This window comes from Pseudomonas sp. A25(2017) (genome assembly GCF_002001065.1).
GTDB lineage: Bacteria > Pseudomonadota > Gammaproteobacteria > Pseudomonadales > Pseudomonadaceae > Aquipseudomonas > Aquipseudomonas kilonensis.
In genome coordinates, this window is the sequence record NZ_MUOA01000134.1 from 1 (window position 1) to 23,756 (window position 23,756).

26 protein-coding genes are annotated in these 23,756 nt (G+C 55.0%); 6 read left to right on the top strand and 20 right to left on the bottom strand.

The genetic code is table 11. The features are described from left to right. Window positions 1-114: 114 nt before the first annotated feature. Window positions 115-720 carry a DUF4238 domain-containing protein gene (locus tag B0E42_RS29005; RefSeq protein ID WP_077508770.1) on the bottom strand — a complete coding sequence of 202 codons (606 nt, stop codon included), beginning with the start codon at window positions 718-720 and terminating at the stop codon, window positions 115-117. Window positions 721-801: 81 nt separating this feature from the next. Beyond that, window positions 802-1,254 carry a helix-turn-helix domain-containing protein gene (locus B0E42_RS29010; protein WP_077508772.1) on the bottom strand — a complete coding sequence of 151 codons (453 nt, stop codon included), beginning with the start codon at window positions 1,252-1,254 and terminating at the stop codon, window positions 802-804. A gap of 156 nt (window positions 1,255-1,410) precedes the next feature. Here B0E42_RS29010 and B0E42_RS29015 point away from each other — a divergent pair, with 156 nt between their 5' ends. From B0E42_RS29015 to B0E42_RS31635, 5 genes are all read left to right on the top strand, one after another. Further along, entirely contained in the window at window positions 1,411-1,806 is a 396-nt protein-coding gene (locus tag B0E42_RS29015; RefSeq protein ID WP_077508798.1) for a hypothetical protein, read from the top strand. A 40-nt stretch (window positions 1,807-1,846) separates the two neighbouring features. Beyond that, the gene (locus tag B0E42_RS29020; RefSeq protein WP_077508774.1) at window positions 1,847-2,317 is read left to right on the top strand and encodes a hypothetical protein; all 471 of its coding nucleotides are present in this window, start codon (window positions 1,847-1,849) and stop codon (window positions 2,315-2,317) included. A gap of 2 nt (window positions 2,318-2,319) precedes the next feature. Further along, complete coding sequence (locus B0E42_RS31630) at window positions 2,320-2,709, top strand: hypothetical protein (protein WP_077508776.1); 390 nt, start codon at window positions 2,320-2,322, stop codon at window positions 2,707-2,709. 299 nt (window positions 2,710-3,008) lie between these two features. Beyond that, window positions 3,009-3,881 carry a restriction endonuclease gene (locus B0E42_RS29030; RefSeq protein WP_077508778.1) on the top strand — a complete coding sequence of 291 codons (873 nt, stop codon included), beginning with the start codon at window positions 3,009-3,011 and terminating at the stop codon, window positions 3,879-3,881. 42 nt (window positions 3,882-3,923) lie between these two features. Then, a complete protein-coding gene (locus B0E42_RS31635) occupies window positions 3,924-5,120 on the top strand; it encodes a hypothetical protein (protein WP_256578371.1) in 1,197 nt (398 codons plus the stop codon). A 61-nt stretch (window positions 5,121-5,181) separates the two neighbouring features. Here the strand turns inward: B0E42_RS31635 and B0E42_RS29045 are convergent, their stop codons facing one another. The 6 genes from B0E42_RS29045 to B0E42_RS29070 all read right to left on the bottom strand — a co-directional run bounded on the left by B0E42_RS29045 (window position 5,182) and on the right by B0E42_RS29070 (window position 12,725). Next, window positions 5,182-5,658 carry a hypothetical protein gene (locus B0E42_RS29045; protein ID WP_077508784.1) on the bottom strand — a complete coding sequence of 159 codons (477 nt, stop codon included), beginning with the start codon at window positions 5,656-5,658 and terminating at the stop codon, window positions 5,182-5,184. Between the two features lie 18 nt (window positions 5,659-5,676). Next, window positions 5,677-7,827 carry a hypothetical protein gene (locus B0E42_RS29050; protein ID WP_139353247.1) on the bottom strand — a complete coding sequence of 717 codons (2,151 nt, stop codon included), beginning with the start codon at window positions 7,825-7,827 and terminating at the stop codon, window positions 5,677-5,679. Next, the gene (locus B0E42_RS29055; RefSeq protein WP_077508788.1) at window positions 7,824-9,410 is read right to left on the bottom strand and encodes a hypothetical protein; all 1,587 of its coding nucleotides are present in this window, start codon (window positions 9,408-9,410) and stop codon (window positions 7,824-7,826) included. The genes B0E42_RS29050 and B0E42_RS29055 overlap by 4 nt, the downstream gene beginning before the upstream one ends. Continuing rightward, window positions 9,397-10,584, bottom strand: a complete 1,188-nt coding sequence (locus tag B0E42_RS29060) for a site-specific integrase (protein ID WP_168188551.1) — start codon at window positions 10,582-10,584, stop codon at window positions 9,397-9,399. Before B0E42_RS29060 ends, B0E42_RS29055 begins: the two co-directional genes overlap by 14 nt. Before the next feature lie 212 nt (window positions 10,585-10,796). Continuing rightward, entirely contained in the window at window positions 10,797-11,318 is a 522-nt protein-coding gene (locus B0E42_RS29065) for a single-stranded DNA-binding protein (RefSeq protein WP_003206078.1), read from the bottom strand. A gap of 9 nt (window positions 11,319-11,327) precedes the next feature. Beyond that, window positions 11,328-12,725 carry an MFS transporter gene (locus tag B0E42_RS29070; protein WP_077508792.1) on the bottom strand — a complete coding sequence of 466 codons (1,398 nt, stop codon included), beginning with the start codon at window positions 12,723-12,725 and terminating at the stop codon, window positions 11,328-11,330. A 179-nt stretch (window positions 12,726-12,904) separates the two neighbouring features. Between B0E42_RS29070 and uvrA the strand changes: the two genes are divergently transcribed. After that, complete coding sequence (uvrA, locus tag B0E42_RS29075) at window positions 12,905-15,739, top strand: excinuclease ABC subunit UvrA (RefSeq protein WP_014340469.1); 2,835 nt, start codon at window positions 12,905-12,907, stop codon at window positions 15,737-15,739. A 123-nt stretch (window positions 15,740-15,862) separates the two neighbouring features. On the opposite strand, the gene bfr is transcribed toward uvrA, so the two are convergent. The 12 genes from bfr to rpsE form a co-directional block, all read right to left on the bottom strand. After that, window positions 15,863-16,327, bottom strand: coding sequence for a bacterioferritin (gene bfr / locus B0E42_RS29080; RefSeq protein WP_014340470.1), 465 nt, complete (start codon window positions 16,325-16,327; stop codon window positions 15,863-15,865). Between the two features lie 158 nt (window positions 16,328-16,485). Then, window positions 16,486-17,934, bottom strand: coding sequence for a catalase (locus tag B0E42_RS29085; RefSeq protein WP_077508794.1), 1,449 nt, complete (start codon window positions 17,932-17,934; stop codon window positions 16,486-16,488). Window positions 17,935-18,158: 224 nt separating this feature from the next. After that, window positions 18,159-18,545 (bottom strand): 50S ribosomal protein L17, encoded by a 387-nt coding sequence (gene rplQ / locus B0E42_RS29090; protein WP_003186009.1) that lies wholly within the window; start codon window positions 18,543-18,545, stop codon window positions 18,159-18,161. Window positions 18,546-18,587: 42 nt separating this feature from the next. Further along, a complete protein-coding gene (rpoA, locus tag B0E42_RS29095) occupies window positions 18,588-19,589 on the bottom strand; it encodes a DNA-directed RNA polymerase subunit alpha (RefSeq protein ID WP_003186012.1) in 1,002 nt (333 codons plus the stop codon). Window positions 19,590-19,611: 22 nt separating this feature from the next. Then, window positions 19,612-20,232 carry a 30S ribosomal protein S4 gene (rpsD, locus tag B0E42_RS29100; RefSeq protein ID WP_003176404.1) on the bottom strand — a complete coding sequence of 207 codons (621 nt, stop codon included), beginning with the start codon at window positions 20,230-20,232 and terminating at the stop codon, window positions 19,612-19,614. An 18-nt stretch (window positions 20,233-20,250) separates the two neighbouring features. Next, window positions 20,251-20,640 carry a 30S ribosomal protein S11 gene (rpsK, locus tag B0E42_RS29105; protein WP_002555466.1) on the bottom strand — a complete coding sequence of 130 codons (390 nt, stop codon included), beginning with the start codon at window positions 20,638-20,640 and terminating at the stop codon, window positions 20,251-20,253. Between the two features lie 30 nt (window positions 20,641-20,670). Continuing rightward, complete coding sequence (gene rpsM, locus B0E42_RS29110) at window positions 20,671-21,027, bottom strand: 30S ribosomal protein S13 (RefSeq protein WP_003186020.1); 357 nt, start codon at window positions 21,025-21,027, stop codon at window positions 20,671-20,673. 129 nt (window positions 21,028-21,156) lie between these two features. Beyond that, window positions 21,157-21,273: a 50S ribosomal protein L36 gene (gene rpmJ, locus B0E42_RS29115; RefSeq protein ID WP_002555468.1), complete on the bottom strand. Its 117-nt coding sequence runs from the start codon at window positions 21,271-21,273 to the stop codon at window positions 21,157-21,159. A 30-nt stretch (window positions 21,274-21,303) separates the two neighbouring features. Further along, window positions 21,304-22,632, bottom strand: coding sequence for a preprotein translocase subunit SecY (secY, locus tag B0E42_RS29120; protein ID WP_018612224.1), 1,329 nt, complete (start codon window positions 22,630-22,632; stop codon window positions 21,304-21,306). Continuing rightward, window positions 22,633-23,070 carry a 50S ribosomal protein L15 gene (gene rplO / locus B0E42_RS29125; RefSeq protein WP_003186032.1) on the bottom strand — a complete coding sequence of 146 codons (438 nt, stop codon included), beginning with the start codon at window positions 23,068-23,070 and terminating at the stop codon, window positions 22,633-22,635. A gap of 3 nt (window positions 23,071-23,073) precedes the next feature. Next, entirely contained in the window at window positions 23,074-23,250 is a 177-nt protein-coding gene (rpmD, locus tag B0E42_RS29130; RefSeq protein WP_010438202.1) for a 50S ribosomal protein L30, read from the bottom strand. Window positions 23,251-23,252: 2 nt separating this feature from the next. Beyond that, window positions 23,253-23,753: a 30S ribosomal protein S5 gene (rpsE, locus tag B0E42_RS29135; RefSeq protein WP_003186035.1), complete on the bottom strand. Its 501-nt coding sequence runs from the start codon at window positions 23,751-23,753 to the stop codon at window positions 23,253-23,255. Between the last annotated feature and the right edge of the window lie 3 nt (window positions 23,754-23,756).

Genomic DNA, 23,756 nt, shown 5'->3' on the forward strand with positions numbered 1-23,756 from the left:
GAGCACAAGGTCGGCAGCCTCGCGCTTGAATTCAGGAGTAAAGGAGCGGCGTTGTTTGGTCATCTGACACCTCGATCTGGCGAGCATTCTCGCCTAAATGGGTGTCCGGTTTCATTAGACCACTACACTCATACCCGTTTCGTCTCTTAAATACCAGTTATAAAAGCAGGATGGATTGTCTGAAAGTACAAAATCCAAGGGTGTTGAGTTGATAAATACGTGGGGCTCCAGATCTCGAATGAGAGGCCAATTCAAAGCGCTTCCGACTGCTGAGATCCTTAACAGATCCTTCTCATCCTCAAGCACTATCGATACCCCTTCAAACTCCTTGGGATCATGACCATGGATTTTAAGCTGCTGGGTCACATATGAGTCTGTGTAGCTTTTCAAATTACCCCTTGCCGTCCCATAAGCGCCGGGTGTTCTTCCTAACTGAACCAAAATAAAACGAAGAAGATCGATGTCCTGACGCGGAATTCTCTCAGTTGGGCTGGCTAATATCTGAGCAATCTTCGGGGCTGCCAGCGCCTCAACGGTACAAAGAAAATTTTCAACTTGGTTATCTTTGTCGTAAAAGAAGTTTTCTGATAAAACACCTTCAGGCTTGGTGGAGCGAAGAATATCGCGAGAGCCATCGTATGTCCAAACTTTGCCTTTGATAGCAAAGTTTCTAATTAATAATCGGGGGACATAATGCTGATTTTTTGTGATGTTAACCATGTGAACTTCCGTATTTATCCCATGTAGCAATGTTTGCCTACCAGAAATTTCGACAGGAGCATGAGGCTGGACACCCGGCACTCACTCTATGTGCCAAAGCCGCCCAACGGTGCTGCGTGGCAGTCCCAACTGCCGACTGACTTCCAACTGCGAAAGCCCAGTATTCTTCAGTTCCCGTACCGCCTTCAGTTTTTCTGCAGCAGCGGCTGATTGGGGGGCTACAAGTTTGTTTGGCTCACCAGGAAGCACCTCGTCGAGAACACCCAAGACGAGCAATTCAGCGAGCGTCTCATTCAAAGCTGAGCGTGCCGTCTTACCCTCATGGGAGGCAGCCACCAGTGTGAGAAATGTAAGTGGTGTTACACCCAATGCCTGAGCGATATCAGCAGTTAGGTCGACACTGGCTGATCTAGTCGATGCCTCCAATCGGCTAATGTGGCCTTGATCGGTCTGAGCTTGGAGCTCTGTCTGCGATAAGCCCCGCCGCATCCTTAGCCACTGTAATGTTGCTGCGTACGCCTTGCGCAAAGACATCCGGGCTGTTCTCCCCCAAAAGGAGACGGTATGCCGCGTTTGATTGATCCCATTCAAATGTATATAGTCATAGCGATGGGATTTGCGGCCAGCCTGCGCCAATCAACACGTGCGCCGCACGCTGAATTTTGCTGTCGTCATGAGGATCATCAATTTATGGGTAATTCTTCGGAGCAAGAGTTGCTCCGGGAGGGTGAGATATCGTCCTTCGGAATAGAGCTACCTCAAGCCGAAATAGAGGCATTGGTGGCGGATCGCTTCGGTCGGAAACCGTACTGTTTGGTCGAGGATTGGCTCATATTTCACGTGGACGAGCCACCTGAATCGCTCGCCAGAGTGCGCGCCATAGGCCTGCAGACAATGTTCCTTTATTCCCATTGCGTCACCTACGACAGCCAGGGTCGGTTCCCTCCAGGGGGCTGGGTACGCTCGACCCTGTGCAAGTCGTTCGACGGCGTTTGCCTGTTCGAAACCCGGAATACGGTGTACGCCTTGGTAGGCAAAGGGCGCGAGATGACCGCATCGCTCAAGACAATATTCGGCTTATGTTAATCGCAGGCGCTAAGCAGGCCTGCTCCACACGAGATACACGATGTTCAGGATTAGCATGCAAGACCAGGCCGGCCCGGTGGGTATGTTTGGGGACGGTCTCGCTCATTTTCACGCCATGTCGCGATCCTTGGCTACTCATTGGTATCACGTCAGTCTCAAGCGCTGGCATGAGGGACGGTTCGTAGCTTATGAAGAGATGCTGAACGATGAGCCTCGCTTGGTGGAGCTGCTGGTATCGCAAGACGAAAGCATGGTGATTCAAGATGTCCAAGTCGTTACCCCGGCATGGATGAACAAAGGGTCAGGCTGGAAGATGGAAAAGCTGAAATCACTTTCCATGGGGTTCAACCAGGCAGAAGTGCCGATCTGTGTTCTGCAGGTCGAGAGTGGTGATATGTACGTCAATACCCATCAGCGCGACCTCGATGTTAATGCCTTAGTTGGCGTCAGGGAGCTATATCGGCGCAGTGCTGCGACCACCGGCGTAGCCTCAGCTTCGGAGGCTATGTAGCCATGGACGACATCAATACAGTCGCAGTCGATTTACACGAAAAGCGCTACTCGGACTTCGACCTCCTTCGCATCGCCAAAGCAGTGAGTCAAGACTACGACGGGCTGGTGACGGCCTACCTAGTAAATGTCCACATTCATGCGTGCAGTGCCGTTGGCGTGGTGTTCAGTCACATTTGCCCTGGGCCGTACCAACGATTTTCAGATGGTAGGCTGATTAGGACATCGGATATTCAGTCCGTTACGAAGGAAGGTAAGTTTTGGGTTATCAACACGGTCAACTCCAAGTACGTCATTGCGACGTTTAGACGTGACGTAGGACGGAGTAGTCTGCGTGAGTTCATGTGCATAGCGGGCGCCAGGTATCTGCCAACGCCTGATCGCCTCCAGTAGCACCTCGGTCGTTGTTTTGGGCTTGCCCCGCCTCGGGGACGGCTGTCGTAAACCAATCCCGCTGTTGCGGGACTTGGCCCCTTCGGGCTTCCATCCTCAAGTCTCCGGCCCTGCATGGGCCTGCGCGCTCCGCTTGCCATTTCGAACGCCAGAACAATGGTGCCTGCTCGATTCCTTAACCGTTGACCATTGAATCCGGTCTCCGAGGTTTTGACCGCGTCCTCGGGAGCAGATAGTTATTGGACACTTTCAGCGATATCGTATGCTCGGTTCTCTATGCTTAGCCAAGGACGTGTGGCATGCCGAAGATCAAACCACTGGATATGAAGCTAATCGACCTTCTTTTCGAGATGGAAGGGGGTTACGTGTTGGACTTCTCAGACCGCACCATGTCCCAGTTCTTCCTCGGAGAGCTGGAGATCGATATTGATGATTCGCTGTTCACTGCGGATGGCACATCCAAAGCTAGGCGCCTGCGGAGTTTCCTCACGCTTGCCGATACACCGACTTGCGTGCGAGCGCTCAAAGCACTCTGGCAATATCGTCAGGCTGCGCTGGCCAACCAACACAAAGATGAGCCTGTGGTTAACGCCGAGGGGCGCTTCCTGACTTTGATTCAAGGCTTGGAATCCGGCTCATCTGCCGACGTCGTCAAAGGCGATCCGTTCGCAACTGTGCGTCAGGTAGATGTTGATCAGGCGGCTCAGTTGAAGAGGGCTCTATTGGACATTCATAAGCTCGCTCCTCAAGCACGTGGCTACGCATTCGAGACGTTCCTCCAGCAGCTGTTTGAGGCATCCAACCTCCAACCTCGCGCACCATTTCGGAATACGGGTGAACAGATAGATGGAAGCTTCCAGTGTCGAGGGGATATCTACCTTGTTGAGGCGAAATGGGTAGTGAACCCTGTCGGTGCAGGGGAGCTGCACATCCTTCAAGGCAAGATCAGCGAAAAGGCAGCTTGGACACGAGGTGTTTTTATCAGTTACTACGGATTCACTGACGTTGGGCTGGAGGCATTTGGACGCGGCAAGAGCCTGATATGCATTTCGGGAAAAGATATCAACGATGCATTAGAGAAGCACATACCATTCGCGGATGTAATCGACCGCAAAGTGCGGGCGGCTGCTGAGACAGGTTCAGTATTCGTACCTTTGGATCAATTGTTCTAAGCCCATGCTGCAGAGCTATGGGAAATTTCATCAGGGGCTCCAATGTACCTAACCATCATGAAGCCCGAAGTGCTTCAGGACGTTGCATCGCTTGGTCGTGGTCTTTGGATTGTAGAAGGCCCTGATGGCCCAGCGCTCGTGGTCAAAGCGGGCAAAGAATTTATCCTCGCCGCACGTGAGAAGCGCGAGCTGAAGTTCTATCTTGCGCCATACGAGTCTGATGAGGCGCAAGGCCTGACGCTGTTGACGGCCTGCTTTGATGATCCGATTAGTCCGCTGACTATTAAAACACCCCTGATGGGTAGCGATCCTTTTACAGAGGGACTGAAAAGTCTTCCTGACCGTTTTAGCGTCTGTTTTTTTGATGAACACAATCGCGAGCTTCTTAGTAGTACAGCGCACGCTAGCCTTGAAAGGCTCCGAGAGTATGCAAAGGGTGTCCATCCCTTGGGGAAGGAGCACTGGCATCTCATGATGGAGCAGGCAGATGAATGGTTCAGCTTTACGACCAGGGAAGATGACAGCCGAGCAGTAACGGTGACGCTCTTGGAGGATCTATTTCCAAGCGACTTCCTGATCACCGACCTCACTCGCCAAGGCTTCCAGGGTTCAAGAGGTTTCTCGAACACTCACCTTGAGCGACCGGAGCCAGGACACCTTCAGGAGCTGGATATCATCTATCTGCTCCAGCGTGCTTACTCGGCAGAGCAAATCATCCATGGGCCAGTGAAAGTCTCCGATGGGGAAGAGCTGACAGATGCTGTTGTTTTGGGGACGGAGGTCACGCTGTTACTGCAGGCTAAGGACAGCCCAAACACCGCTGAGATGATGGGGACAAAGCTTGAACGAAAGCGTAAGAAGGCCCTGAGTCAGTTGAAAGGAGGCCTGTCGCAGCTACGTGGCGCAATTTCAACTATCGAGCGTGAGGGAAATCCCGCGCTGCGGCTTGTTGATGGTACTCCTCTCAAAATCGATCTTGCAGCACGTCCCCTTGTAGGAGTCGTGGTGGTAAAAGAGCTGTTTAGCGATACCTATGAAGAGTACGGGGCCATGATCTTGGATTTCATGGATGATGTACGTGTTCGTGTGGTGGCATTTGACTACAACGAGTTCGAGGTTATGACGCGGCACTGCCCGTCAGAGCAGGCACTCCTTTCGGCATTCTGGCAAATTTCCGAGTGCGCGGTTGAACAGAGGATCTATCCCAGACTTCGCTTCACTGAGCTGCCCCCGCGCTGATTCACCACCATGGCCAGCCCATGAAGCGTTACCTCAACGACCTCCTGCACTGGACTAGGTATCACTCGCCCCGATCCGCAACAGGTGGTATATCGTGGTCAAAACGACTTAATTCAGAACGTACCTCTCTATCGGCAAGCTGCTTGGCACCAATCGGCACTGGCTTATCAATATCGAACATCTGAACCCCTTGACTGCGAATATTATAGGCTATACAAAACCATCTTCGTCTCCACAACTCCTGCTGATTCTCCAGTAATGCAATCCTTGCGTAGAGTTTTTCTAGCAAGTCAGACGAAGCCAAAGGTTCTAATAACGGCTTAGCATTTTTTTTAGACTCCCGTTCAAGAGATAATCTTGACTTGGCCGATTGAAATTCCTCTTTGATTTTTGAGTGTGACTGAAGAGCCTGTCGAGTAAATTTTGAGAACTGCTCAACATGCTTCCAAGTGAGAGCCTGCTCCTGGGAGCTATATGAAGCGAGGTAGCCAATAATTCGCTTTATGTCACCCTCTGTCACTCTTCGGTAGGATTTCATATTAGTTCCACAATTAACTCAAAGGATCTCTACAGGGATATAGAGCGGTGTCCGATCAGGGTCTTGCCACTGCTCCCGCTCACCCGCCACAAATTGCTCATAAAATCTTTCACGACATTGTTTATATAATTCATAGCCTTTACCTATACCGTTTCTTAACCTGGGAAGAGCGTACTCATCAAACCCACCAGTATTTACAAATTCGTAAAGCTGCGTGAGACCAGTGCCCGGAACGAGTTTGTTAGCCCGATCCAAGAGGTTCGAGATCTTCAAACAAAGGTGCTTTTCCCAATTAGGAATGGTTTCAAGGGTCGGATAAATACTGAAACCTACTTCGAGTTGAATAAGGTTATGAGCAGCTTGCTGAATCAACTCTTCAAAAATCTCAGCAGATTCAGCAGGCTGAACAACCCAGCCCAGTTGGTCACACCCCTCGCCCCCGTGACACTCTTGGTGCCGGTCACAAGGGCCCGCCCCCCAATTGTGAAAACACATACCGGTTGGGCCTAGATCATGAACGGCTCTGATCTGGGAGGTTACAAAACTTTCTCGCCTGTCTACCGGGAGACGCATGGTTCGTTCCGCTAGCTTACCCCCTACCTGGCCGAGCAAGATCTGCTCACGAATCTCCAATGCCCTTCTCTCGGGAGACGTATGCTGATAAGCCTTCGTATCCACTGGATTTTTTCGACCGAAAAACACACTTTGCATGATGTCAGGAAGCCCACCGCGATCCAGAGCATCATTCATAGTGTGTCGAAAATCATGCGAAGTGAACGCTTGATCAAGCTGTGCAGATGCAAACTTTAGGCAAAGTTTTTCTAGCTGTTGCAAGAACTTGTCAAACGAAGCTGCACTGCAGGTATCAACAATCCAGCGCACATAATGGCCCGAGGATGTTCCCAACCACTTAAGGATGAGCATATCTTTGATGTAATAAGGCTGACCATCTGCAATGTACAAGGGTCGAGTCATTCGCTCCTGATAATGAGTTCGGCAATAAGCTTCTACATCATTCCGAAGCAAGTAGGCGACTCTGTTGGCAGGGCCAAACACATTGCCCCTTTTGATCCGGTTATGCTTGGTAAACCAACTGGTACCAAACATGGATTCCGGCATCCCCATTGCGAGCAGCTCAGGGTAAAACAATGGATGATCCTGCTCAATTTCAGACAGAAACCTCAGGTCAGGCCCGTTGGTTAGGCACATTTCCTCTGCACATGCATACTGATCCGCACTCCTCTCCTCAAGCTCAAGCAATACGGCGCTCAGTAGTGGGACAACCTCTGTCATGACAGGCATCACTTCAAGGACATATTGCTGACTGCCAAGCGCTCCTTTGAGTTTCAGGTACTTAAAATAATACCCTGACGGCCTTTTGATAAGCCGTTGCCTCGGCAGCAGCATGACCTCGCTCAACCTCCGGCCCAGACAGACCAAAACTGTGATGATTAGGAGGTACACACGATAGTTGTGATTGCGGGGAACATTTGCAAACAGCTCCCCTAACACCTTAAAAGTTGACTCTGCCAAGAGTCTAGAAGGCCGCTCTTCGACAATTTTTGGATCATCGAGCATCCGCCCGGACATTCCTCCCCACGACTCTGGCCTAGACCTCCCATGGAAAAAATAGTCCGAAAGATCGGCCCTACATAAGCCGTGTTGGGTGCAACGTCGAGCGATTTCGCTGACTAGGTTCTGCTGCTTGTAAGCTTCCTTCTCGGTGCAATCTTGCGCAATGGCGCGGCATGCCTCGTCCAAAATCGCCGGGGTCAGTTGCTCCAAATCACGCCCTCGTGCTGCGATCATGATGTATCCAAACACCTTGACGAAAGTGCGATGTGAGGAAATTGATTTGTGTTGTTCGCGCTCTCGTTCAATAAAAAGAGCACGCGCAGCGTCACCCCATGATTCAGCCAACGGTATCGAGCCGAGCGAAGGGCGGGTAGAGAAATTCAGCGAGACGGATTGGGTATGCTTACCCGTTAAGCTGAAGATCTCAGGGCATAGAATCCAGCACCTTTGGCTCCAATCATGGGTTACGCCCAGACTCCCCAAGCGCTCAGCCGCTCGCGCCACAAGCCCGTTCAGATTAGCTGTAGGATTTGATCGGTCAACGTGCGACAGAGCGCCACGACGGCGGAGCCTATACCGCTGGCGCCTCCTCATGCTGAAACTCCCTGGCACATTTTGACCACTTGCCCGATAGCGAGAATGACATCCACACGATGCACCCCAAGCGTCTGAGATTCGGGGCGTTCGTTGTGCATCCGCACCAATGAGTCGAGCAGATACTCGTGAATCGTCGATTTGTAAGGCCGAAATTTGGGACACAGATAACAGGAAAACGGCGGGAACTTATGGCAAAGATCATTCAGTCCACATGCACCTATTGCGTCCACATCCCCAGGCTGTGAGTGCTCATCAGTAACGATGAGCGCGTCAGTGGCGATGATCGAATCTGCAGAAATGGTTGCGCCGCCGCAGTACAAATGGACGAAGCGCGAATACTCCAGGACAGCAGCTTTGTCCAAGGCATAGGTCAGCACATCCATGATGTCGTAATAGACTTGCACGTGCTGCTCATCCGAATGGTCGAGCCTGTATGCCAGTTCCCTACGAGACACCCCCATTGCTGCGTAAGTTGTCCCGACCGTGTAGCGAAACCGCCGCGCTGATAGGATCATCGGCTGCTTCGTTAAGGGCGAAATCAAGTCCATCCGTTCGACGAAATCCCGCAGCAGTTTCCCGAAACCGACGGAGTACATATGAAATGCAGACTCGTAATCACCCGTTTGAAGCCGCATATGGTTCGGCGTATCTAGCCGAAACAAGGGTCGAGCACAGGGGGTAACGATATCATTGACCTCTACCAGGCTTTCATATGCCTGGTTGGCTTGAATAAGCTCTTGGACATATCGGAATGTCTCCTTGTCCAAAGCCTCGACAATGAAGTCAGACCGAGCTGACCTGAAACCTTTTTTGATACGCGGAATTTTGATAACCCAGACAGGATCTTCCGGATGATCCAACTCGTCATAGACATCCTCTTCCCTTAGCGCAATGAAGTTGCCAGGGTTCCGTCCATATGTATTAGCCAGCGCCACCGCAGCACGCTGCTGGTAATGCTCATACTCAGTGCCTGTATCCGTGCGGAGGGCATTAGTGATCAAAGAAACTTCCAAGTGGGGATGCAATGGCCCCTGCTCTGGATCGAGCGAACGCACCGCTTCCCCTTTCGGCCCGCCTGGAATTCTGAGCGAGTCGAGCTCGGAAGCGTAGATCTCACAGAAACCAAGCTCTGGATAATGTTCAGCACACCAGAGATACCAGCGTATGGGACGATAGGCATTCCACAACTGGCGCTTGATCTTCAGTCGGGTAAGCATGCGCTCCATCTGCTCAATCAGGGCAGGTTTGAGGAGAAGTGGATCGGCACAAACGACCGCCTTGTTGAAAAAATCCCGCTCCTTGAGTTGCGAGTAAACAGCATCCACGCAACTTACCGCGTGGATCGACGACGTCACTTGTGCGGTATGGATCATATACTTGGCCATCAGCCACTGCAGAATAGGCGATCCAAAACGTCGGATATTCACCCAACCCGCCCGTGTTTCGCATGGCAAGAACCACCGTCCTTCTTTAATAACGGCCAACTTACCTTCCCTAGTGACGAACTCTTCGGGAATCTCTGCCCAGCCATTATCCGAAACCAGCTGCTCTAATGAGAGGTTTTCACTAAAAAGGGACATCGTGAGAATTCCTCCCACTTGCATACTGTGCCTGGAAGCGAGCTACAGCCTCTTTCGTCAGAGCCGCATAGTCGATGTAGATATCTTGGGACTTTGGTGAGCCATCACCCCGGAGCCACATCAGGCACTTGACGATGTGATCCTCATCAGCACCTTGGCTACGCATCACTTTGGTCACTGAGTCAGTGAACGTGTACCGCATCGAATGCGGAGTTAGATCCTCGGGTAGCTCCTTCGGAAAACGATTACGAAGTTCTTTGAACAGTTGCCGCACCCGGTCAGCGGACAACGGTTTCCCATCGTCGCTAAGGAAGAGAAAACCACTGTCATTGACGCCACCGTGCTTAAGAGACCACTCCCGGTCTTCTGTGATGTAATCATCCAGCAGAATCGCCAGACGTGAATTATCAATCGGCAGCAATCGTCCCAGTCGCTTTACACGCGGCGGCCTTCTTCGAGTGTCTAAAGGGCTCATATTCCGCTTCCGGACGAGAACGTAGGTAATGGCTCCAAACTTGACGTCATGCGTTCGAAGGCTCAGAAGCTCACCTATGCGCAGACCTAAGAACAACAGGAGGCAAACAATGATGAAGTTTCGAACCCTTCCCCGAGAGTCCCTACCGAGCAAAATCTCACCTTCAGGATCCAACGCATCCTGAACAAATCGGGCTTGGGCAAGAGTCAAATGCTTATGGAACTTCCGATTCCCCTCGGGGGACTGGTAAGCATCTATGAATGCTTTGGCCACCTTCTCACGCATCGCGGTCAAATTAATCCGCAACGCTTCACCTGAAGAAGGAGCAGCGATCAGCTCGTCGATGTACCAGAGAAGATGTTGTGATGCTGTACTAAGGCGTTTGTTGCGGGTATTAGGACTAACGGCAAGTTTTGCGACTTTATTGCTGGTGGGCTGTGGCCGGCTCAGTTCTTCAATCAGACTGGTCAAGTCAGCCTCAGAAAATTGTTTCCCAGAGCGAATACGGTCGTAAATATTCATACGGCGCTTGCGCGCCCATCGGTGAATGACCAGCACTTCGCCGCTATTGCGCATCAGAGTTTGAAGTGCAAGGTGACGACGACGAAGGAACCATTCACACGCTTCCGGAACGGGAAGATCATCGTCATCCAACAACATAGGCAAACGCTCGCCGGACGAAAAAATCACCTGTTCCACTCGCATAACCGCGCCCCCCGTTCTTTACATTTTGGTTTAGCGCGTTTCCTTTTCTTGTCAAAACCGTTTGTCCGGTTTATCCCGCCTTGCTTTACACATACCCAAAAAAAACCTCCAAGATCTTTACAAATCTTGGAGGTCTTTCATCAGAAAAATACTAGGTAGTTCAGTCAGTTATGTAACTTTCTTTACATACGTGACTTTTATCCGGGCTAGAACGGAATATCGTCATCAAAGCTGTCGAAATCCGGAGCTGGTTGCGGCGCGGCCTGTTGTGGGGCCGGGCGTTCGCGCTGTGGCTGTGGCGCCGACTGCGGACGAGGTGCCTGTTGACGCGGGGCCGGAGCCGACTGCTGGTAGTTGTTGCCACCTTGCTGCTGGTCGCCCTGTGGACGACCGCCCAGCAGTTGCATGGTGCCTTGCATGTCGACCACGATTTCGGTGGTGTAACGCTTGATACCGTCCTTTTCCCACTCGCGAGTCTGCAACTTGCCCTCGATGTACACCTGCGAACCCTTGCGCAGGTATTCGCCGGCGATCTCAGCCACCTTGCCGAACATCGACACGCGGTGCCATTCGGTCTTCTCGACCTTCTGGCCGGTCTGCTTGTCGGTCCACTGTTCGCTGGTCGCCAGACTCAGGTTGGTCACGGCGTTGCCGTTCGGCAGGTAGCGAACTTCGGGATCCTGGCCGCAAGTACCGACCAATATGACTTTGTTAACCCCACGGGCCATAACGTTCTCCTAGGCTTCGCACGTAGTCGGGGCCGGGTTGTTCACCAGGCGCTCGAGCGTCGCGCGATCCAATAATTCGGTGTCGAGTTTGATATACACGGCCGCTTCGTCGGCGACCACCACTGCATCGGTTACTCCAACGACGGCCTTCAGACGCTCGGTCAGGCCAGCCTCACGAATCGCCTCGGGCGATAAGGGCAAGCGCAGGCTCGTCACATAGGGAGGTTCGCGCATGGTAACAGCAAAGGCGAACCAAAGTGCAGCCAGCGCGGCACAACCCAGGAACACAACCGACAAACCGCCATGCTGGAACAGCCAGCCGCCGAGGATCCCGCCCAACGCCGAACCCAGGAACTGGCTGGTGGAATAGACCCCCATCGCCGTGCCCTTGCCGCCCGCCGGTGAAACCTTGCTGATCAACGACGGCAGCGATGCTTCCAGCAGATTGAACGCGGTGAAGAACACCACCGTGCCGATCACCAGGGCCCGCAAGCTATCGCCGAACTGCCAGAAGAATAGCTCAGTGAGCATCAGCGTCATGACGGCGCCGAGCAAAACTCGTTTCATTTTGCGTCGTTTCTCGCCATAGATGATGAACGGGATCATGGCGAAGAACGAAATCAGCAGCGCGGTCAGGTAGACCCACCAGTGCTGTTCCTTGGGCAGGCCGGCCTTCTGGACCAGGGCCAGCGGCAGGGCCACGAAGCTGGACATCAGCATGGCGTGGAGCACGAAAATGCCCAGGTCCAGGCGCAACAGGTCCGGGTGCTTGAGCGTCGGGATCAGTGCCTGGCGCGCCACCCCGGATTCCCGGTGCTGCAGCGGCCCGGTGGAGCGCGGCACCATGAACGCCACGATCAGGATCCCCACCAATGCCATGGCACCGGTTGCCAGGAACAGGCCCGACAAACCAAAGGCACGGGTCAGCAAGGGGCCTACCACCATGGCGACTGCGAATGACAGACCGATGGTCATGCCGATCATGGCCATGGCCTTGGTCCGATGCTGTTCGCGGGTCAAGTCTGACAACAGCGCCATGACAGCCGCGGAAATAGCCCCGGCGCCCTGTAGGATCCGTCCGGCGATCACGCCCCAGATCGAGTCGGCATTGGCCGCCAGCACACTGCCAAGGGCGAAGACGATCAACCCCAGGTAGATGACCGGACGCCGGCCGATGCGGTCGGAAATGACCCCGAACGGGATCTGGAAGATCGCCTGGGTCAGGCCATAGGCGCCAATCGCCAACCCGATGAGGGCCGGGGTCGCGCCAGCCAGGTCCATGCCATAGGTCGCCAGCACCGGCAACACCATGAACATGCCCAGCATACGGAAGGCGAACACCAGGGCCAGACCGCTTGCTGCGCGTGTCTCGCCACTACTCATGCGTTCGCTGTGGGGATCTTGCATGGAAAAACCTCATGTGAACCGGCGGCGATTCTACCAGTCCCATCGATTGAGAGGGTATATGGCGACCGTTTGCCGCGCAGTCTTCATGTATGGCTGCAATCGCACCTTCAATAGTGTGCATCCATCCAGTATTTGCCCGTATACTCCTACGTTTTCGACGCCCGCCGAGCGAGGCCACTTTGGACAAGATCCTGATTCGTGGGGCCCGTACCCACAACCTGAAGAACATCGACCTGACCCTGCCACGGGACAAGCTGATCGTCATCACCGGCCTGTCCGGATCCGGCAAATCATCCCTGGCCTTCGACACGTTGTACGCTGAAGGCCAGCGGCGCTATGTCGAATCGCTGTCGGCCTACGCCCGGCAGTTCCTGTCGATGATGGAAAAACCCGACGTCGACACCATCGAAGGCCTGTCGCCGGCGATTTCCATCGAACAGAAGTCGACCTCCCATAACCCCCGGTCGACGGTCGGCACCATCACCGAGATCTACGACTACCTGCGCTTGCTGTATGCGCGGGTCGGTATTCCCCGTTGCCCCGATCACGACATCCCCCTGGAAGCCCAGACCGTCAGCCAGATGGTCGACCTGGTGCTGGCCCAGCCGGAAGGCAGCAAGCTGATGCTGCTGGCGCCAGTAATTCGCGAGCGCAAGGGCGAACACCTGATGGTTTTCGAAGAACTGCGCGCCCAGGGCTTCGTGCGGGCCCGGGTCAACGGCAAGCTGTGCGAACTGGACGAATTGCCGAAGCTGGATAAACAGAAGAAGCATTCGATCGATGTGGTGGTCGACCGCTTCAAGGTCCGGGCCGACCTGCAACAGCGGCTGGCCGAGTCCTTCGAGACGGCGCTGAAACTGGCCGACGGTATCGCCCTGGTCGCACCAATGGACGACGAGCCTGGCGAAGAGATCATTTTCTCCGCGCGCTTCGCCTGCCCGATCTGCGGCCACGCCATCAGCGAGCTGGAACCCAAGCTGTTCTCCTTCAACAACCCGGCCGGCGCCTGCCCGACCTGCGACGGCCTGGGGGTCAAGCAGTTCTTCGACACCAAGCGGCTGGTCAATGGCGAGCTGACCCTGGCCGAAGGCGCGATTCGCGGCTGGGACAGGCGCAATGTCTATTACTTCCAGATGCTCGGTTCGCTGGCAGCCCATTACAAGTTCAGCCTGGACATGCCGTTCAACGAGTTGCCCGCTGACCAGCAGAAATTCATCCTGCAGGGCAGTGGCTCGCAGAATGTCGACTTCAAGTACCTCAACGACCGCGGCGATATCGTCAAGCGCTCCCACCCGTTCGAAGGCATCGTACCGAACCTGGAGCGACGCTACCGCGAGACAGAGTCAGCCAGCGTGCGCGAAGAACTGGCCAAGTTCCTCAGCACCCAGCCCTGCCCCGATTGCCGTGGCACCCGTCTGCGTCGCGAAGCGCGGCATGTGTGGGTCGGCGAGAAGACGCTGCCGGCGGTGACCAACCTGCCGATTGGCGACGCCACCGAGTATTTCGGCGGTTTGAAGCTCACCGGTCGTCGTGGCGAAATCGCCGACAAGATCCTCAAGGAAATCCGCGAGCGCCTGCAGTTCCTGGTAAACGTCGGCCTGGATTACCTGACCCTCGATCGCAGCGCCGACACCCTGTCCGGCGGCGAAGCCCAGCGTATCCGCCTCGCCAGCCAGATCGGCGCCGGCCTGGTGGGAGTGATGTACATCCTCGACGAGCCGTCCATCGGCCTGCATCAACGGGATAACGACCGACTGCTCGGAACCCTGAAGCACCTGCGGGACATCGGCAACACGGTGATCGTGGTCGAGCACGACGAGGACGCCATCCGCCTGGCCGACTACGTCGTCGACATCGGCCCGGGCGCGGGCGTGCATGGCGGGCATATCGTCGCCCAGGGCACCGCCGCCGAAGTCATGGCGCACCCTGATTCGCTGACGGGCAAATACCTGTCGGGCCGGGTCAAGATCAAGGTCCCGGCCAAACGTACGCCGCGCAACAAGAAATTGTCGCTGACCCTCAAGGGTGCTCGCGGCAACAACTTGCGCAACGTCGACCTGGAAATCCCGATCGGCCTGCTGACCTGCGTTACCGGCGTGTCCGGCTCCGGCAAATCGACGCTGATCAACAACACCCTGTTCCCCCTCAGTGCCACGGCCCTGAACGGCGCCACCACCCTGGAAGCGGCCGCCCACGACAGCATCAAGGGCCTGGAGCACCTGGATAAAGTCGTCGACATCGACCAAAGCCCCATCGGCCGTACCCCGCGCTCCAACCCGGCGACCTATACCGGGTTGTTCACACCGATCCGTGAACTGTTCGCCGGCGTGCCGGAGTCCCGCTCACGGGGCTACGGCCCGGGGCGTTTCTCGTTCAACGTCAAGGGCGGGCGCTGCGAAGCCTGCCAGGGCGATGGCCTGATCAAGGTGGAAATGCACTTCCTGCCCGACATCTACGTGCCGTGCGATGTGTGCAAGAGCAAGCGCTACAACCGCGAGACCCTGGAGATCAAGTACAAGGGCAAGAACATCCACGAAACCCTCGAGATGACCATCGAGGAGGCCCGAGTGTTCTTCGACGCGGTGCCGGCCCTGGCGCGCAAGCTCCAGACGCTGATGGATGTCGGCCTGTCGTATATCAAGCTGGGGCAGTCGGCAACGACGTTGTCCGGCGGTGAGGCCCAGCGGGTCAAGTTGTCCCGCGAGCTGTCCAAGCGCGACACCGGCAAGACCCTGTATATCCTCGACGAGCCGACCACAGGCCTGCACTTCGCCGATATCCAGCAATTGCTCGACGTGCTGCACCGCCTTCGCGACCACGGCAACACCGTGGTGGTGATCGAACACAACCTGGACGTGATCAAGACCGCTGACTGGCTGGTGGACCTGGGGCCGGAAGGCGGCTCCAAAGGCGGCCAGATCATCGCCGTGGGTACACCGGAACAAGTGGCCGAGATGAAGCAGTCCTACACTGGCTACTACCTCAAGCCGCTGCTGGAACGTGATCGGGACTGATTTCACCCGAGCACGAAAAAGCCCCTGTCATCTCATCGATGGCAGGGGCTTTTTTTGTTTGATCGTTCCCACGCTCTGCGTGGGAATGCAGCTTGGGACGCTCTGCGTTCCCTTTCCCAGCAATCAGAACTGCGATTGCAGGTAGTTCTCCAACCCGATCAACTTGATCAGACCCAACTGCTTCTCCAGCCAGTAGGTATGGTCTTCTTCGGTGTCGTTGAGCTGGATCCGCAGGATCTCGCGGGTCACATAGTCGTTGTGCTGCTCGCAGAGCTCGATGCCTTTGCACAGCGCAGCGCGGACTTTGTATTCCAGGCGCAGGTCGGCGGCGAGCATGTCGGGCACCGTGGTACCGACGTCGAGATCATCGGCACGCATGCGTGGCGTACCTTCGAGCATCAGGATCCGGCGCATCAGTGCATCGGCGTGCTGGGTCTCTTCTTCCATCTCGTGGTTGATACGTTCGTAGAGCTCGGTAAAACCCCAATCCTCGTACATCCGCGAATGGATGAAATATTGATCACGGGCTGCCAGCTCGCCGGTCAGCAACGTGTTGAGGTAATCGATTACGTCTGGGTGACCTTGCATCGCCCTACATCTCCACAAGCTTTTAAAGGTTGTAGTTTGAACCAAGCTGACCGCAAGGTCACTGTCTCAACGCTACAAAAGCGAAGAAAATCCGAGAAAACCGGGTTAAATAACGCAAAAACCGCCCTAATGAGGGCGGTTCTGCTTCTCGTTTAGACTTAGTTAAGCGCTACACCCAAGGCATTTGCGATGCCCTCTCCATAGGCAACATCGGCCTTGAAGAAATGCTGCAACTGACGGTCAACCACATCTGCCGACACGCCCCCCATTGCACCGGCGATGTTGCTGATCAACAGCGCCTTCTGCTCCTCGCTCATCAAGCGGAACAGCGCACCGGCGTGACTGTAGTAGTCGGTGTCTTCGCGATGATCAAAACGGTCCGCCGCGCCACTGAGGGCCAGTGCTGGTTCTGCATAACGCGGGGCCTGCTTCGGCGCCTCCACGTAGCTGTTAGGCTCGTAGTTCGGTGCTGCTCCGCCATTGTTGCCAAACGCCATCGCTCCGTCGCGCTGGTAGGTATTGACCGGACTGCGCGGCGCATTCACCGGCAATTGCTGGTGATTGGTGCCCACACGGTAGCGGTGCGCATCAGCGTAGGCGAAGACGCGACCCTGCAGCATACGGTCCGGCGAGAGACCAACCCCTGGCACCATGTTGCTCGGGCCGAACGCCGCTTGCTCGACTTCGGCAAAGTAGTTCAGCGGGTTACGGTTGAGCTCAAGCACACCGACTTCGATCAACGGGAATTCTTTCTGCGACCAGGTCTTGGTGACGTCGAACGGATTCTCGTAATGCGCTGCGGCCTGGGCCTCGGTCATGACCTGGATGCAAACGCTCCATTTCGGGAAATCACCGCGCTCGATGGCGCTGAACAAGTCACGCTGGGCGTAATCCGGGTCGGTACCCGCCAGACGTGCTGCCTCTGCCGGCGCGAGGTTCTTGATCCCTTGCTGGGTCTTGTAGTGCCACTTCACCCAGTGGCGCTCACCCTGCGCGCTGATCAGGCTGTAGGTGTGACTACCGAAGCCGTGCATGTGGCGGTAGCCATCCGGAATGCCGCGATCAGAGAACAGAATGGTGACCTGGTGCAACGCCTCAGGCGAATGCGACCAGAAATCCCACATCGCCTGGGCGCTTTTCAGGTTGCTTTGCGGCAGACGTTTCTGGGTGTGGATGAAGTCTGGAAACTTCAACGGATCACGAATGAAGAATACCGGCGTGTTGTTGCCGACGATGTCCCAGTTACCTTCCTCGGTGTAGAACTTCAGGGCGAAACCGCGCGGGTCACGTTCAGTGTCGGCCGAACCACGCTCGCCACCCACGGTGGAGAACCGCAGGAAGGTGGGCGTCTGCTTGCCGACCGACTCGAACAACTTGGCGCTGGTGTACGGGGTAATGTCCTGGGTGACGGTGAATGTGCCGTAGGCGCCCGAGCCTTTGGCATGCACACGGCGCTCAGGAATGTTCTCGCGATTGAAGTGAGCAAGCTTCTCGATCAGGTGGAAATCGTCGAGCAGCAGCGGGCCGCGCGGGCCGGCGGAACGAGAGTTCTGGTTATCGGCGACAGGAGCGCCGCTGGCGGTCGTAAGCGTTTTGGTCTGGCTCATGCTCAATCTTCCTAGGTCGGTCTTCGAACTGCCGGCTAATCGGCTGGAAAGGAGTATTGATCATATTAATGACAGTATCCAAATTCATTAAATCATGGACATCGATAGTCATTATCTAACACTGAATACTTGCCAATAGCCAAGCCGGCCGAAGCGGCTTGCCTGCTTTTCCTTCAGGCAACAAAAAACCGGGCACAAGGCCCGGTTTTTTGTATGTTGCCGACTTACTCAGCGGATACAGCTTCACCGCTGGTAGCACGATCAACCAACTCGACGTACGCCATAGGCGCGTTGTCGCCAGCGCGGAAACCGCACTTGAGGATGCGCAGGTAGCCACCCTCACGGGTAGCGTAACGCTTGCCCAGGTCGTTGAAGAGCTTACCAACGATAGCTTTCGAACGAGTACGGTCGAAAGCCAGACGGCGGTTAGCCAGGCTATCTGTCTTGGCCAGAGTGATCAGCGGCTCAGCAACGCGACGCAGTTCTTTGGCTTTCGGCAGTGTAGTTTTGATCAGCTCGTGCTCGAACAGCGACACCGCCATGTTTTGGAACATGGCCTTGCGGTGCGAGCTGGTGCGGCTCAGGTGACGACCACTTTTACGATGACGCATGGTTCATTCCTTACCAAACACAACGTTCGGTGATTACGACGATCAGGCAGTCGCCTTGTCGTCCTTCTTAAGACTTGCAGGCGGCCAGTTGTCGAGGCGCATGCCGAGGGACAGACCGCGGGAGGCCAGAACGTCCTTGATTTCAGTCAAGGATTTCTTGCCAAGGTTCGGAGTCTTCAACAGCTCTACTTCGGTACGCTGAATCAGGTCGCCGATGTAGTAGATGTTTTCCGCCTTAAGGCAGTTAGCCGAACGTACAGTCAGTTCCAGATCGTCAACCGGGCGAAGCAGGATCGGATCGATCTCGTCTTCCTGCTCGACAACCACTGGCTCACTGTCACCTTTGAGGTCGACGAACGCAGCCAACTGCTGTTGCAGGATGGTTGCAGCACGGCGGATAGCCTCTTCAGGATCCAGGGTACCGTTGGTTTCCAGATCAATAACCAGCTTGTCCAGGTTGGTACGCTGTTCGACACGGGCGTTTTCCACCACGTATGCGATACGGCGAACTGGGCTGAACGAAGAGTCAAGCTGCAAGCGACCGATGCTGCGGCTTTCGTCTTCATCGCTCTGACGCGAGTCTGCCGGTTCATAACCACGACCACGAGCTACAGTGAGCTTCATGTTCAGGGCGCCGTTAGACGCCAGGTTAGCGATTACGTGATCGGGGTTAACGATCTCGACATCATGATCCAGCTGAATATCGGCAGCGGTAACCACCCCCGAACCCTTCTTCGACAAGGTCAGCGTAACTTCGTCACGACCGTGCAGCTTGATAGCCAGACCTTTAAGGTTCAACAGGATTTCAATTACATCTTCCTGTACACCTTCGATGGCGCTGTACTCGTGGAGCACACCGTCAATCTCGGCCTCGACTACTGCACAGCCGGGCATTGAGGACAACAGGATGCGGCGCAGCGCGTTGCCCAGGGTGTGGCCGAAACCACGCTCGAGAGGCTCGAGTGTGATCTTGGCGCGGGTTGGACTGACAACCTGCACATCAATATGGCGGGGTGTCAGGAACTCATTTACCGAAATCTGCATGGATGCACCTATTTTCTAGCCCTTACTTGGAGTAGAGCTCGACAATCAGGCTTTCGTTGATGTCGGCGGACAGATCACTGCGAGCAGGAACGTTCTTGAAAACGCCCGACTTCTTCTCAGTGTCTACTTCTACCCATTCTACGCGGCCACGTTGGGCACACAGATCGAGAGCTTGGACAATGCGAAGTTGGTTCTTTGCTTTCTCGCGAACAGCAACCACGTCACCAGCACGAACCTGGTAGGACGGAACGTTTACGGTCTGACCGTTAACGCTGATCGACTTGTGCGATACCAGCTGACGGGATTCGGCACGAGTAGAACCGAAACCCATACGGTATACAACGTTGTCCAGACGGCATTCGAGCAGTTGCAACAGGTTTTCGCCGGTTGCGCCTTTCTTGCCAGCTGCTTCTTTGTAGTAGCCGCTGAATTGACGCTCGAGAACGCCGTAGATACGACGGACCTTCTGCTTTTCACGCAGTTGGGTGCCGTAGTCGGACTGGCGACCGCGGCGTTGGCCGTGGATACCAGGTGCTGCTTCAATGTTGCACTTCGATTCGATCGCGCGCACGCCGCTCTTCAGAAAAAGATCGGTGCCTTCGCGACGAGCGAGTTTGCATTTTGGACCAATGTAACGAGCCATTCTTTACAATCTCCTGGATTACACGCGGCGCTTCTTCGGCGGACGGCACCCGTTGTGCGGGATTGGCGTCACGTCGGTGATGCTGGCGATCTTGTAGCCACAGCCGTTCAAAGCGCGGACTGCGGATTCACGACCTGGACCTGGACCTTTGACGTTGACGTCGAGGTTTTTCAGGCCGTATTCCAGCGCAGCTTGACCAGCACGTTCAGCAGCTACTTGAGCAGCGAACGGGGTGGACTTGCGGGAACCGCGGAAACCCGAACCACCGGAGGTAGCCCAGGAAAGAGCGTTACCTTGACGGTCGGTAATGGTCACGATGGTGTTGTTAAAAGAAGCATGGATGTGGGCGATGCCATCAACCACTGTCTTTTTAACTTTTTTACGAGGACGAGCAGCAGGTTTTGCCATGATTAAATTCCTGTCGATTCGCTGGGGCGATTACTTGCGGATCGGCTTACGCGGACCTTTACGGGTACGCGCGTTGGTCTTGGTACGCTGACCGCGTACTGGCAGACCACGACGATGACGCAGACCGCGATAGCAACCGAGGTCCATCAAGCGCTTGATTTTCATGTTGATTTCGCGACGCAGGTCACCTTCAGTGGTGAACTTCGCCACTTCGCCACGCAGCTGTTCAATCTGCTCGTCGCTCAGATCTTTGATCTTTGCCGCTGGGTTGACCCCAGTCACTGCACAAATTTTCTGTGCAGTAGTGCGACCAACACCATAGATGTAGGTCAGCGAGATAACAGTATGCTTGTTATCTGGAATGTTGACGCCTGCAATACGGGCCATTCAGTGGGACTCCAATTGACAGCTACCTACGCCCCGGAAGCCAAGAAATAGGGCGCGAGATAATATCGCTGTAATAACAAATAATCAACCCGGCAGCGCACTAGCTGCCGGGCTTAAGCACAATCACACTCAGCCTTGGCGCTGTTTGTGACGCGGTTCCGCGCTGCAAATTACCCGAACAACACCTTCGCGGCGAATAATCTTGCAGTTACGGCACAGCTTTTTCACCGATGCACGAACTTTCATCACCAACTCCTCGAACCTTATGGACGCTACTCAGCGCAACATGCCGCTGCCGTAGCCCTTCAGGTTGGCTTTCTTCATCAGGGATTCGTACTGGTGCGAAACGAGGTGCGATTGTACTTGGGACATGAAGTCCATCACAACCACGACCACGATCAGCAACGAGGTCCCGCCAAGGTAGAACGGTACGTTTGCCGCAACCACCAGGAACTGGGGAAGCAGGCACACGGCCGTCATGTAAAGAGCACCGAACAAGGTCAAACGAGTCAAAACGCCATCAATGTAGCGCGCCGACTGCTCACCTGGACGGATACCCGGAATAAAGGCACCGGACTTCTTCAGGTTTTCCGCTACGTCTTTCGGATTGAACATCAACGCCGTATAGAAGAAGCAGAAGAAAATAATCCCTGCACTAAACAGCAGAATATTCAACGGCTGACCAGGAGCGATCGACTGCGAGATGTCCTGCAACCAGCCCATACCTTCAGACTGGCCGAACCAGGCACCCAACGAAGCTGGGAACAGCAGGATGCTGCTCGCGAAAATAGCCGGAATAACGCCGGCCATGTTCACCTTCAACGGCAAGTGGCTGGTCTGCGCAGCAAACACCTTGCGGCCCTGCTGACGCTTGGCGTAGTGAACAGCAATACGCCGCTGACCACGCTCAATGAACACCACGAAACCGATAATCGCTACTGCCAACAGACCGATGGCAACCAGGGCGAAAATATTGATATCGCCCTGACGCGCAGACTCGAAAGACTGCCCGATTGCTCTCGGAAGACCGGCGACGATACCTGCGAAGATCAACATCGAGATACCGTTGCCAACACCACGCTCAGTAATCTGCTCACCCAGCCACATCATGAACATCGCGCCCGCCACAAAAGTGGTTACCGCAACGAAATGGAAGCCAAAGTCACCAGTGAACGCTACGCCCTGCCCCGCCAGACCGATGGACATGCCAACAGCCTGGACGAGAGCGAGGACGACAGTGAGGTAGCGGGTGTACTGGCTGATCTTGCGACGGCCAGCTTCACCTTCCTTCTTCAACTGCTCCAGCTGCGGGCTGACGGCGCTCATCAATTGCATGATGATCGATGCCGAAATGTACGGCATGATCCCCAGTGCAAAGATGCTCATCCGCTCCAGCGCGCCGCCGGAAAACATGTTGAACAAGCTAAGAATGGTCCCCTCATTCTGTCGAAACAGGTCCGCGAGTCGGTCCGGGTTGATACCTGGAACCGGGATGTGTGCGCCTATTCGGTAGACGATAATCGCCAGGAACAGAAAACGCAGACGAGCCCAGAGTTCAGACATACCGCCTTTGCCGAGCGCAGAGAGAGCACCTTGCTTAGCCATTTATTCCTCGAACTTGCCGCCAGCTGCTTCGATAGCCGCGCGCGCACCTTTGGTGGCGCCGATTCCCTTTCCGATGGTGACAGCACGAGCAACTTCGCCCGACAGCATGATTTTCACACGCTGAACGTTCTGGTTGATCACGTTGGCATCCTTCAGGGACTGCACGGTGACGATGTCGCCATCCACTTTGGCCAGCTCGGACAGACGCACTTCTGCGCGGTCCATGGCTTTCAGGGAAACGAAACCGAACTTCGGCAGGCGACGATGCAGCGGCTGTTGACCGCCTTCAAAGCCTGGAGCAATGGTGCCACCGGAGCGGGAGGTCTGACCTTTGTGGCCACGGCCACCGGTCTTGCCCAAACCACTACCGATACCACGGCCCGGACGATGCTTTTCACGACGGGAACCCGGCGCTGGACTCAGATCATTGAGTTTCATCGATTAACCCTCGACACGCAGCATGTAGTAAGCCTTGTTGATCATCCCGCGATTCTCGGGAGTATCCAGGACTTCTACAGTGTGACCGATGCGACGCAGACCCAAACCCTTAACACACAGTCTGTGGTTAGGGATGCGGCCGGTCATGCTTTTGATCAGCGTAACTTTTACGGTAGCCATGATCAGAAGATCTCCTTGACGCTTTTGCCACGCTTGGCGGCAATGGATTCAGGAGACTGCATTGCTTTCAAACCCTTGAAAGTGGCGTGAACCACGTTTACCGGGTTAGTCGAGCCGTAGCACTTGGCCAGAACGTTCTGAACGCCAGCAACTTCGAGGACAGCACGCATAGCGCCGCCAGCGATGATACCGGTACCTTCAGAAGCAGGCTGCATGTACACCTTCGAAGCGCCATGGGCGGACTTCATTGCGTACTGCAGAGTGGTGCCGTTCAGATCAACCTGGATCATGTTGCGGCGAGCAGCTTCCATTGCCTTCTGGATCGCAGCAGGCACTTCACGCGACTTGCCACGGCCGAAGCCAACACGGCCCTTACCATCACCCACTACGGTCAACGCAGTGAAAGTGAAGATACGGCCGCCTTTAACGGTTTTGGCTACGCGGTTAACTTGAACCAGCTTCTCGATGTAGCCTTCGTCGCGCTTTTGGTCGTTATTTGACATAAC

Bases quoted from the DNA above. Each gene is read 5' to 3' on its own strand.
- B0E42_RS31635 (WP_256578371.1), top strand. From the start codon at position 3,924: ATGTACCTAACCATCATGAAGCCCGAAGTGCTTCAGGACGTTGCATCG.
- rplO (WP_003186032.1), bottom strand. From the start codon at position 23,070: ATGAAACTCAATGATCTGAGTCCAGCGCCGGGTTCCCGTCGTGAAAAG.
- rplQ (WP_003186009.1), bottom strand. From the start codon at position 18,545: ATGCGTCATCGTAAAAGTGGTCGTCACCTGAGCCGCACCAGCTCGCAC.
- B0E42_RS29030 (WP_077508778.1), top strand. From the start codon at position 3,009: ATGCCGAAGATCAAACCACTGGATATGAAGCTAATCGACCTTCTTTTC.
- secY (WP_018612224.1), bottom strand. From the start codon at position 22,632: ATGGCTAAGCAAGGTGCTCTCTCTGCGCTCGGCAAAGGCGGTATGTCT.
- rpmJ (WP_002555468.1), bottom strand. From the start codon at position 21,273: ATGAAAGTTCGTGCATCGGTGAAAAAGCTGTGCCGTAACTGCAAGATT.
- B0E42_RS29020 (WP_077508774.1), top strand. From the start codon at position 1,847: ATGTTCAGGATTAGCATGCAAGACCAGGCCGGCCCGGTGGGTATGTTT.
- rpsK (WP_002555466.1), bottom strand. From the start codon at position 20,640: ATGGCAAAACCTGCTGCTCGTCCTCGTAAAAAAGTTAAAAAGACAGTG.
- B0E42_RS29015 (WP_077508798.1), top strand. From the start codon at position 1,411: ATGGGTAATTCTTCGGAGCAAGAGTTGCTCCGGGAGGGTGAGATATCG.
- B0E42_RS29070 (WP_077508792.1), bottom strand. From the start codon at position 12,725: ATGCAAGATCCCCACAGCGAACGCATGAGTAGTGGCGAGACACGCGCA.
- rpmD (WP_010438202.1), bottom strand. From the start codon at position 23,250: ATGGCTACCGTAAAAGTTACGCTGATCAAAAGCATGACCGGCCGCATC.
- B0E42_RS29045 (WP_077508784.1), bottom strand. From the start codon at position 5,658: ATGAAATCCTACCGAAGAGTGACAGAGGGTGACATAAAGCGAATTATT.
- rpsD (WP_003176404.1), bottom strand. From the start codon at position 20,232: ATGGCTCGTTACATTGGTCCAAAATGCAAACTCGCTCGTCGCGAAGGC.
- bfr (WP_014340470.1), bottom strand. From the start codon at position 16,327: ATGCAAGGTCACCCAGACGTAATCGATTACCTCAACACGTTGCTGACC.
- B0E42_RS31630 (WP_077508776.1), top strand. From the start codon at position 2,320: ATGGACGACATCAATACAGTCGCAGTCGATTTACACGAAAAGCGCTAC.
- rpsE (WP_003186035.1), bottom strand. From the start codon at position 23,753: ATGTCAAATAACGACCAAAAGCGCGACGAAGGCTACATCGAGAAGCTG.
- B0E42_RS29065 (WP_003206078.1), bottom strand. From the start codon at position 11,318: ATGGCCCGTGGGGTTAACAAAGTCATATTGGTCGGTACTTGCGGCCAG.
- B0E42_RS29055 (WP_077508788.1), bottom strand. From the start codon at position 9,410: ATGTCCCTTTTTAGTGAAAACCTCTCATTAGAGCAGCTGGTTTCGGAT.
- B0E42_RS29005 (WP_077508770.1), bottom strand. From the start codon at position 720: ATGGTTAACATCACAAAAAATCAGCATTATGTCCCCCGATTATTAATT.
- rpsM (WP_003186020.1), bottom strand. From the start codon at position 21,027: ATGGCCCGTATTGCAGGCGTCAACATTCCAGATAACAAGCATACTGTT.
- rpoA (WP_003186012.1), bottom strand. From the start codon at position 19,589: ATGCAGATTTCGGTAAATGAGTTCCTGACACCCCGCCATATTGATGTG.
- B0E42_RS29085 (WP_077508794.1), bottom strand. From the start codon at position 17,934: ATGAGCCAGACCAAAACGCTTACGACCGCCAGCGGCGCTCCTGTCGCC.
- B0E42_RS29010 (WP_077508772.1), bottom strand. From the start codon at position 1,254: ATGTCTTTGCGCAAGGCGTACGCAGCAACATTACAGTGGCTAAGGATG.
- B0E42_RS29050 (WP_139353247.1), bottom strand. From the start codon at position 7,827: ATGAGGAGGCGCCAGCGGTATAGGCTCCGCCGTCGTGGCGCTCTGTCG.